This is a genomic window from Streptomyces sp. NPDC048483 (assembly GCF_040651455.1).
Classification (GTDB): domain Bacteria; phylum Actinomycetota; class Actinomycetes; order Streptomycetales; family Streptomycetaceae; genus Streptomyces.
Genome location: NZ_JBEZJZ010000200.1, coordinates 1 through 7,707 on the forward strand (window position 1 = coordinate 1; position 7,707 = coordinate 7,707).

Genomic DNA, 7,707 nt, shown 5'->3' on the forward strand with positions numbered 1-7,707 from the left:
GGGCCCCTGTCCGCCGGCGGACAGGGGCCCTGACGAGGACCTTGGCGGGTCCTCGTCACACCTCGGCCGGTCCATGCCCGGTCCATGGCCGGGCGGCCGGTCACCGGCCGGCCGATGGCCTGCCGCCGGTCAGTACACGCTCACGCCGTACGCGCTGAGCGCCTCCGTCACGGGCTGGAAGAACGTCGTACCGCCGGAGGTGCAGTCGCCGCTGCCGCCGGAGGTGAGGCCCAGGGCCTTGGTGCCGGAATAGAGGGGGCCGCCGCTGTCGCCGGGCTCGGCGCAGACGGTGGTCTTGATGAGGCCGGAGACGATGTCGCCGCCGCCGTAGTTGACGGTGGCGTTCAGGCCGGTGACCTTGCCGCTGTGGGTGCCGGTCGTGGAGCCGCGGCGGGTGACCGACTGGCCCACGGTCGGGGTGCCGGCGCTGGTGATGTCCTGGCTGCCGACGGTGCCGGCGTGTGCCAGGGAGGTGTTGGTGTACTTCACGATGCCGTAGTCGTTGCCGGGGAAGCTGGTGCCGGTGGTCGGTCCGATGCTGGTGGTGTGTGAGGAGTTGGTGTACCAGGGCGGTTTGCCCTCGGTGCAGTGGCCGGCCGTCAGGAAGTAATACGTGCTGCCGCTGCGGACGTTGAAGCCGAGCGAGCAGCGCCAGCTGGGTGCGTAGATGGCGTCGCCACCGGAGATCAGCTTGCGCAGGGTGCCGGAGATGCGCTCGATGCGCAGTGCGCCCGCGTTGCTGCCCGCGGCCCGTCCGATCCGGGCGATCTCGGCCCGGGAGACGGTGCGGTCGGCGGTGACGACGAGGGTGTGGGTCCTCTGGTCGACGGACCAGGCGGTGCCCGCTACGTCCGCGGCGCGTACGGCGTGGTCGGCGGCGGAGAGCTGGGAGGCGCTGAACGTCCTTGTGGGGGTGGGGTTCTGGGCGTTGGCGGTCGGTACGGCGATGGCGCCGACGGCCACCAGTCCGGAGGCCACGGCGATCAGCCGGGTGCGTCTCGCTACGCCGCTGCGGGGGATGGTGCGCTCGTTCCTCACGTAATTCCTCCGAGGGGGATGAATGGGCCGCCGGTGGGCGGCCAGGTGAGGCGCAGCCGAAGGGCACGCGGAAATCCGCACGTTGATGTCACCACGTTGGCGTCAGTGACCGTTCAGCGTGCCCCTGACAAGCGCTGGACGGAGTGTCCGGCGCACCGGCCCGGTAGCGCAAGAGGTTCTCGGCAAGATGTCGGACGGCCGGTGCCGGACGGCCAGTGCCGGACGGCCGGTGTCCGATGACCGGTGTCCGATGACGGGTGCCGGACGACGGGTGCCGGACGACGTACGACGAGGTGGTCCGTCGGCTCGGTGTGCGCAATACGCCGCCCCGGCAGCCCGGTTGGGGCTGTCGGGGCGGCGGGTGACCCCCTCGGTCGGCGATGGGACGGGTCAGCGCGTGCGGCGGTTCCGTTCGCCGGCCCGCAGCGCGAAGGGGAGGGTGTTGCCCGGCGGTGGGAAGGGGCACAGGAAGTGGTCGGCGAATGCGCAGGGCGGCAGCTGGGTGCGGTTGAGGTCGACGGTGACGGTGCCGTCCGCTGCGGGCGCGGGCGGGCGCAGGAACCGGAAGCGGTAGCTGTCCGTGCCGCTGGTGGCGTCGGCGAGCACCGCCCACAGGGAGCCGTCGCCCTCGACCGCCACCTGGAGGGTGTGCTCGTCGCCGTCCAGGGTGAAGGCCAGTTCCCCGGCCAGGCCGAGGGCGCGCCGGGCGCCGTCGGCGTGGGGGACCTGGACGCCGCGCCGCTCGCCGTACGGGCGGAACAGGCCGGGCCGTATCCAGCGCTCGTCGTGGTCGTGGACGGCGATGCCGGCGAAGTCGCGGCGGTTGGCGGAGCCGGGGTCGAAGTCGCGTATCGCCCACAGGCCGTCGCGGTGCAGCACCAGCAGATGCCGTTCGCCCTGTGCGACGCGGGTGGTATCCGGGGCGGAGTCCGGGCCGAGGCGATGGGGGCACCGCCCACGCCGTCCAGGCAGTGGGGGATCGCCGGTCGCGGGGCTGCCGTCGACGGTGAGCCGGTCGGCGTCCTCGGCGCGCAGCACGACCGCGTCGCCGTCCGCGGTCCAGGTGCCCGGCAGTCCGTCGATCCGGCCGTCCGGGTGGTCGGCGAGCCAGTGGGTGCCGGTCAGGGCGAGCGGGCCGTACGGGGCGGAGACGGCCGCGAGGCGCCTTTCCCGCCAGTCCTGCCACTCCTGGAGTGTGTGGTGGTGCGTGCTCATGGCCGTCCGTCCTCCCCGAGCGGGCGGCGTGCCGGTTCCGGCAGCCCCAGGTGGGAACGGAGGGTGTGGCCCTGGTATTCCGTGCGGAAGACCCCGCGTTCCTGGAGGAGCGGTACGACACGGTCGACGAACGGGTCGAGCCCGCCGGGTGTCAGATGCGGTACGAGGATGAATCCGTCGGCGGCGTCGGTCCGGACGAAGGTGTCCATTTCCGCGGCGACGGCCTCCGGCGTCCCGATGAACGACTGCCGTCCGGTGGTCTCGATGACGGTTTCGCGGAGGGACAGGCCCTTTGCGCGCGACAGTGCCCGCCATTTGTCGGCGATCGCCTTGGGGTCGGCGATCTTGACCCGGCCCTGTGCCAGTTCGCTGTGGGGATCCGGGTCGATGTCGGGCAGCGGGCCGTCGGGGTCGTACGAGGACAGGTCGATGCCCCAGATCTGTTCCAGGGCGAGGAGGGCGTTCTGCGGGGAGACCTGCTGCCGGCGGATCTCGGCGGCGTGTTCCTGGGCCTCGGCCGCGGTGTCGCCGAGGACGAAGGTGACACCGGGCATGATCTTGAGGTCGTCGGGCCGGCGGCCGTGTGCGGCGAGCCGGCCCTTGACGTCGGCGTAGAAGGCGCGGCCCGCCTCCAGGCCGCTGTGCCGGGTGAAGATCACGTCGGCGGCGGAGGCGGCGAACTCCCGGCCCTCGGGCGAGTCGCCGGCCTGGATGACGACGGGGTGGCCCTGGGGGCTGCGCGGGACGGGGAATGCGCCGCGGACGGTGAAGTGCGGACCGTGGTGGTCGACCGGCCGTGGCCGCCCGGCATCCGGCCCGGTATCCCACAACTCCCTTGCCAGGGAGAGGAATTCGGCGGCGCGCGTGTAGCGGTCGGCGCGGTCGAGGTAGCCGCCGCGGCGGAAGTTCTCGCCGGTGAACGCGTCGGAGGTGGTGACGACGTTCCAGGCGGCCCGGCCGCCGCTGAGGTGGTCGAGGGAGGCGAACCGGCGGGCGAGTTCGTAGGGCTCGTTGAAGGTGGCGTTGACGGTGGCGGCCAGGCCCAGGTGGTCGGTGACCGCCGCCAGCGCGTTGAGGACGGTGATCGACTCGGGCCGGCCGACCACATCGAGGTCGTGGATGCGGCCCTTGTGCTCGCGCAGCCGCAGTCCTTCGGCGAGGAAGAAGAAGTCGAACAGGCCGCGCTCGGCGGTCCGGGCGAGGTGGGCGAAGGAGGAGAAGGCTATTTGGCTCTCGGACCTGTCATGGGCCCAGACGGTGGTGTTGTTGACGCCGGGGAAGTGGGCGGCCAGGTGGATCTGTTTGCGGTGCGGTTCACCAGGGGTCGGGCTCATCGGGAGGCCTCTCGGGCAAGGGCGTAACGGCTGGCGGGGCGCGGCAGGCCGAGGTGGTCGCGCAGTGTGGTGCCGGTGTAGGTGTGGCGCAGCAGGCCGCGGTCGCGGAGTAGCGGGACGGTGCCGTCGACGAGCCGGGCGAGGTCGCGGGCGGGGTCGGCGGGGCGCAGATGGAAGCCGTCGGCGGCCCCTTCGGCGTGCCAGTCGCCGATGAGGTCGGCGAGGCCGGCGGCGTCGGCGGAGGAGTCCAGTTCGACCGGCAGGGAGGCGAGCACGATCAGCCGGCCGGGGTCGCGGCCGTGTGCGCGGGCCCTTTCGTGCAGTGCGGCGCGGGCCGCGGCGGCGGTGCCGGGGTCGGCGGCCCGTACGAGGGCGACGTCGGCGTGTGCCGCGGCCACCTCCCGTACGGCCTCGTCCGCCCCGTCGGCCCCCTCCGCCCCGCTGTCCGTGCCGGTCGCGTCGACCACCGTGACGGCGCGTCCCTGGGGCGGCCGGGGGACGATGGAGGGGCCGCGGACGGTGAACGAGGTGCCGGTGAAGTCGACGTGGTGGAGCTTGTCGCGGTCGATGAAGCGGCCGGTCGCCCGGTCGCGGATCTCGGCGTCGTCCTCCCAGCTGTCCCACAGCCGGGCGACGACATCGGCGACCTCGCCGGCCTCGCGCCAGACGTCGGCGGACGGCGCGGCGGGGCGGCGGCCGGTCAGGGCCGCCTCGGCCTCGGTGGTGGAGACCTCGACGGTCCAGCCCGCCCGGCCGCGGCTGACCCAGTCGAGGGTGGCCACGGCGGTGGAGACATGGAACGGCTCGGTGTGCGTGGTGGTGACGGTCGGGACCAGGCCGATGCGTTCGGTCGCGGGCGCGACCCTGGCCAGTACGGCGAGCGCATCGGGGCCGGGTCCGGCGAAGGTGTCGCCGAGGGTGAGGAAGTCGAGGGTGCCGCGTTCGGCGAGGCGGGCGAGGGCGACGTGGTGCGCGGCGTCGTAGGAGGGGTGGTGCGGGGCCGGGGCGTCGAGGGCGACGGCCAGGTGGAGGGGGGTTGGGGGGAGGGACATGAGGGGGCCTTTCTGGCGCGGGGTCAGTTCGCCGTCCTGGGCAGGCCGGGCGGATTGATCTGCGAGGTCTTCAGGGCCTCTTCGGTCAGCCCCCAGCGCGCGAGCACCTTGCCGTAGCGGCCGTTGTCGATGAGCGTCCGGAGTGCGGCGGCATAGGCCTTGACCAGCCCGCTGTCCTTCTTCGTGGTGGCGGCGATCTTGCCCAGGACGCTGCTGCCGCCGCCGGAGAAGGTCCCCACGATCTCGGTCTGGCCCGCGGTGTTCACGTGGTAGGCGGCGGACGGGTTGGGGCCGAAGTAGCCGTCGATACGGCCCGACTGGAGGGCGAGGTAGGTGTCGGAGTTCTTCTGGTAGTACTTGATGTCGACCGGTTTGCGGCCGGCCTTCTCGTTCTCCTTGCTCCAGCCGACCAGGATCTTCTCCTGGTTGGTGCCGGTGCCGACCGCGATGGTTCTGCCGGCGACGTCCTTGGCGCCGCGGACCTTCCAGCCGCTGCCCTTCTTGGCCTCCATCGCCAGCTGGTCGAGCCGGTAGGTGGCGAAGTCGTACTTGTCCTTGCGCTCCTCGGTGACGGTGACATTGGCGAAGACGGCGTCGAGCTTGCCGCTGTCCAGGCCGACGAAGAGGTTCTCCCAGGACAGCGGGTCGAAGTGCGGCTTGAGGCCGAGGGTGTCGGCGACGAGGGTGGCGAGGTCTTCCTCGACGCCGATGAGGGTCTTGTCGTCGGTGGCGTAGAAGCTCAGCGGCGGGCTGCTGCCGGCGCCGACACCGAGGCGCAGCTCGCCGGTCTTCCGTACCCGTGCGGGCACCAGGGCGGCGGCCTTCGGGTCCTTCACCCCGTGGATACGGTGCTGGTCGGGGCCGATATTGATCTTCGGCCCCTTGCCTCCCGGGGCGGCGACGCTCTCACCCGCCGCATCGCCGCCACCGCCGCCGCAGGCGGTGAGCAGGGCGGAGGCGGCGGTGAGCGCGAGGGCGGCGGACAGGGTGCGGCGGCGGTTCAACGTGGGTCTCCTCATAGCCGGGTCGCGCAACGGACCTTGGGCGGGAACGTGGGTCAAAGGACCTTGGAAAGAAAGGACTTGGTGCGCTCGTGGCGCGGGGTGTCGAGCACCTGGCCGGGCGGGCCCTGTTCGACGATCCGGCCGTCGTCCATGAAGACGACGGTGTCGGCGACCTCGCGGGCGAAGCCGATCTCATGGGTGACGACGATCATGGTGGTGCCCTGGTGGGCCAGGTCCTTGATGACGTCGAGGACTTCGCCGACCAGCTCCGGGTCGAGGGCCGAGGTCGGCTCGTCGAAGAGCAGCAGCTTGGGTTCCAGGGCGAGCGCGCGGGCGATGGCGACGCGCTGCTGCTGGCCGCCGGAGAGCCGGCGGGGGTAGGCGTGCGCCTTGTCGGCGAGTCCGACCCGTGCCAGCAGCTTCTCGGCGGTGGCCACCGCGTCCTTCTTCGGGCGGCCGAGCGCGGAGACGGGGGCCTCGGTGATGTTCTCCAGGACGGTCAGATGCGGGAAGAGGTGGAAGTTCTGGAAGACGAAGCCGATGTGGGTGCGCTGCTTGAGGATCTCGCGTTCGCGCAGCTCGTAGAGCCGGGCGCCGGAGCGGCGGTAGCCGACCAGCGCGCCGTCCACGCTGACCGTGCCGCTGTCGACCTTCTCCAGGTGGTTGATGGTGCGCAGCAGGGTCGACTTGCCGGAGCCGGACGGGCCGAGGACGACGGTGACCTCGCCGGTACGGACCTGGAGGTCCACGCCCTTGAGGACCTCGAGCGGGCCGAAGCTCTTGTGGACGGAGCGGACCTCGACCATCGCGCGCGTCGCTGTTGTCGTGCTCATCGGGTGGCTCCCTTGGCGAAGTGGCGTTCGACGTAGTGCTGGAGGACGGAGAGCACGGTGGTCAGGAGGATGTACCAGGCGGTGGCGACCATCAGCAGGGGCACGACCCTGCCGTTCCGCCCGTAGATGACCTGGACCTGGTAGAAGAGCTCGCCGATCGCCATGACGGAGACGATGGAGGTGCCCTTGAAGAGGGAGATGACCTCGTTGGTGGCGTTGGGCAGGATCGAGCGCGCGGCCTGCGGGAGGACGATGCGGCGCAGTTGCCGCAGCCGGGGGATGCCGAGGGCGGCGGCGGCCTCCAGTTGTCCGGCGTCCACGGCGAGCACTCCGCCGCGCACGATCTCGGCGGCGTAGGCGGCCTGGTGGAGGGCGAGGCCGAGGACCGCCGCGCCCATGGCGCCGACCAGCCCCATGGTGTCGAAGTGGAAGAAGCCGGGGCCGAAGGGGATGCCGAAGTCCAGGCGCTTGTAGAGGTAGGCGAGGTTGAACCAGAACAGCAGCTGGACGATGAGGGGGATGGAGCGGAAGGCCCAGATGTAGCCGAAGGCGACCCAGCGCAGGAAGGGGCTGGCGGACAGCCGCATGAAGGCCAGCACGATGCCGAGGGCGAAGCCGAGGGCGGTGCCGTAGAGGGTGAGCTGGAGGGTGGTCCAGACCGCTTTCAGGACCGTCTGGGCGGTGAAGAACTGGGCGAAGACGTCCCATTCCCAGGCCGGGTTGGTGACCAGGCCGTGGACGAACTGGGCGAGCAGGACGGCGGTGACGGCAATCGCGGCCCAGCGCCAGGGGTGGCGTACGGGGACGACCTTGAGGGCCGCCGGGTCGTCCGTCTTCGGTGGATCGGCCGCCGCGTTGCCGGCGCCTGTTCTTTCGACGGGTGGGTCAGTGGTCAGCGACACGGGATTCCTTGGGGGTGCGGGCGGGGGCCGGCGGGGTGGCGTGGTCCCGGAGGAAGGTGAGCAGGGCGCGTGCGGTGGCGTCGTTCTGCCGAAAGGCGGGTGCGTTGGTACGGGGGCGGGCGAAGGCGCCGCCGGCGCGGGCGTCGGTGTGCGGGCCGAGGGCGAAACGGCGGGGGTGGGGGATGCCGGAGCGGTCCAGGATCCGGGCGTCGGCGGCGTCCACGGCCAGCAGCCCGCCTTGTCGTCGGGCCCGACCACGACGACCTCGTCGTTCGGCCCGTACCAGACCGGAATCCGGTGGCCCCACCACAACTGGCGCGAAATGCACC

At 72.0% G+C, this 7,707-nt stretch carries 7 protein-coding genes and 1 pseudogene; all 8 read right to left on the bottom strand.

What is annotated here, in order from left to right; translation table 11 throughout:
- Window positions 1–129 precede the first annotated feature (129 nt).
- Window positions 130–1,038, bottom strand: a complete 909-nt coding sequence (locus AB0D04_RS41715) for a S1 family peptidase (RefSeq protein WP_362712636.1) — start codon at window positions 1,036–1,038, stop codon at window positions 130–132.
- Window positions 1,039–1,428: 390 nt separating this feature from the next.
- A complete protein-coding gene (locus AB0D04_RS41720; RefSeq protein ID WP_362712637.1) occupies window positions 1,429–2,253 on the bottom strand; it encodes a DUF1684 domain-containing protein in 825 nt (274 codons plus the stop codon).
- Window positions 2,250–3,587 carry an NtaA/DmoA family FMN-dependent monooxygenase gene (locus tag AB0D04_RS41725; protein WP_362712638.1) on the bottom strand — a complete coding sequence of 446 codons (1,338 nt, stop codon included), beginning with the start codon at window positions 3,585–3,587 and terminating at the stop codon, window positions 2,250–2,252. Before AB0D04_RS41725 ends, AB0D04_RS41720 begins: the two co-directional genes overlap by 4 nt.
- A complete protein-coding gene (locus AB0D04_RS41730) occupies window positions 3,584–4,639 on the bottom strand; it encodes an LLM class flavin-dependent oxidoreductase (RefSeq protein WP_362712639.1) in 1,056 nt (351 codons plus the stop codon). The genes AB0D04_RS41725 and AB0D04_RS41730 overlap by 4 nt, the downstream gene beginning before the upstream one ends.
- Window positions 4,640–4,662: 23 nt before the next feature.
- Window positions 4,663–5,643: an ABC transporter substrate-binding protein gene (locus AB0D04_RS41735; RefSeq protein ID WP_362712640.1), complete on the bottom strand. Its 981-nt coding sequence runs from the start codon at window positions 5,641–5,643 to the stop codon at window positions 4,663–4,665.
- A gap of 53 nt (window positions 5,644–5,696) precedes the next feature.
- The gene (locus AB0D04_RS41740) at window positions 5,697–6,476 is read right to left on the bottom strand and encodes an amino acid ABC transporter ATP-binding protein (protein WP_362712641.1); all 780 of its coding nucleotides are present in this window, start codon (window positions 6,474–6,476) and stop codon (window positions 5,697–5,699) included.
- Window positions 6,473–7,378 carry an amino acid ABC transporter permease gene (locus AB0D04_RS41745; RefSeq protein ID WP_362712642.1) on the bottom strand — a complete coding sequence of 302 codons (906 nt, stop codon included), beginning with the start codon at window positions 7,376–7,378 and terminating at the stop codon, window positions 6,473–6,475. The genes AB0D04_RS41740 and AB0D04_RS41745 overlap by 4 nt, the downstream gene beginning before the upstream one ends.
- A pseudogene (locus AB0D04_RS41750) lies at window positions 7,362–7,613 on the bottom strand (adenylate cyclase); the annotation flags it as partial. The pseudogene AB0D04_RS41750 and the gene AB0D04_RS41745, both read right to left, overlap by 17 nt.
- Between the last annotated feature and the right edge of the window lie 94 nt (window positions 7,614–7,707).

Bases quoted from the DNA above. Each gene is read 5' to 3' on its own strand.
- AB0D04_RS41740 (WP_362712641.1), bottom strand. From the start codon at position 6,476: ATGAGCACGACAACAGCGACGCGCGCGATGGTCGAGGTCCGCTCCGTC.
- AB0D04_RS41730 (WP_362712639.1), bottom strand. From the start codon at position 4,639: ATGTCCCTCCCCCCAACCCCCCTCCACCTGGCCGTCGCCCTCGACGCC.
- AB0D04_RS41725 (WP_362712638.1), bottom strand. From the start codon at position 3,587: ATGAGCCCGACCCCTGGTGAACCGCACCGCAAACAGATCCACCTGGCC.
- AB0D04_RS41720 (WP_362712637.1), bottom strand. From the start codon at position 2,253: ATGAGCACGCACCACCACACACTCCAGGAGTGGCAGGACTGGCGGGAA.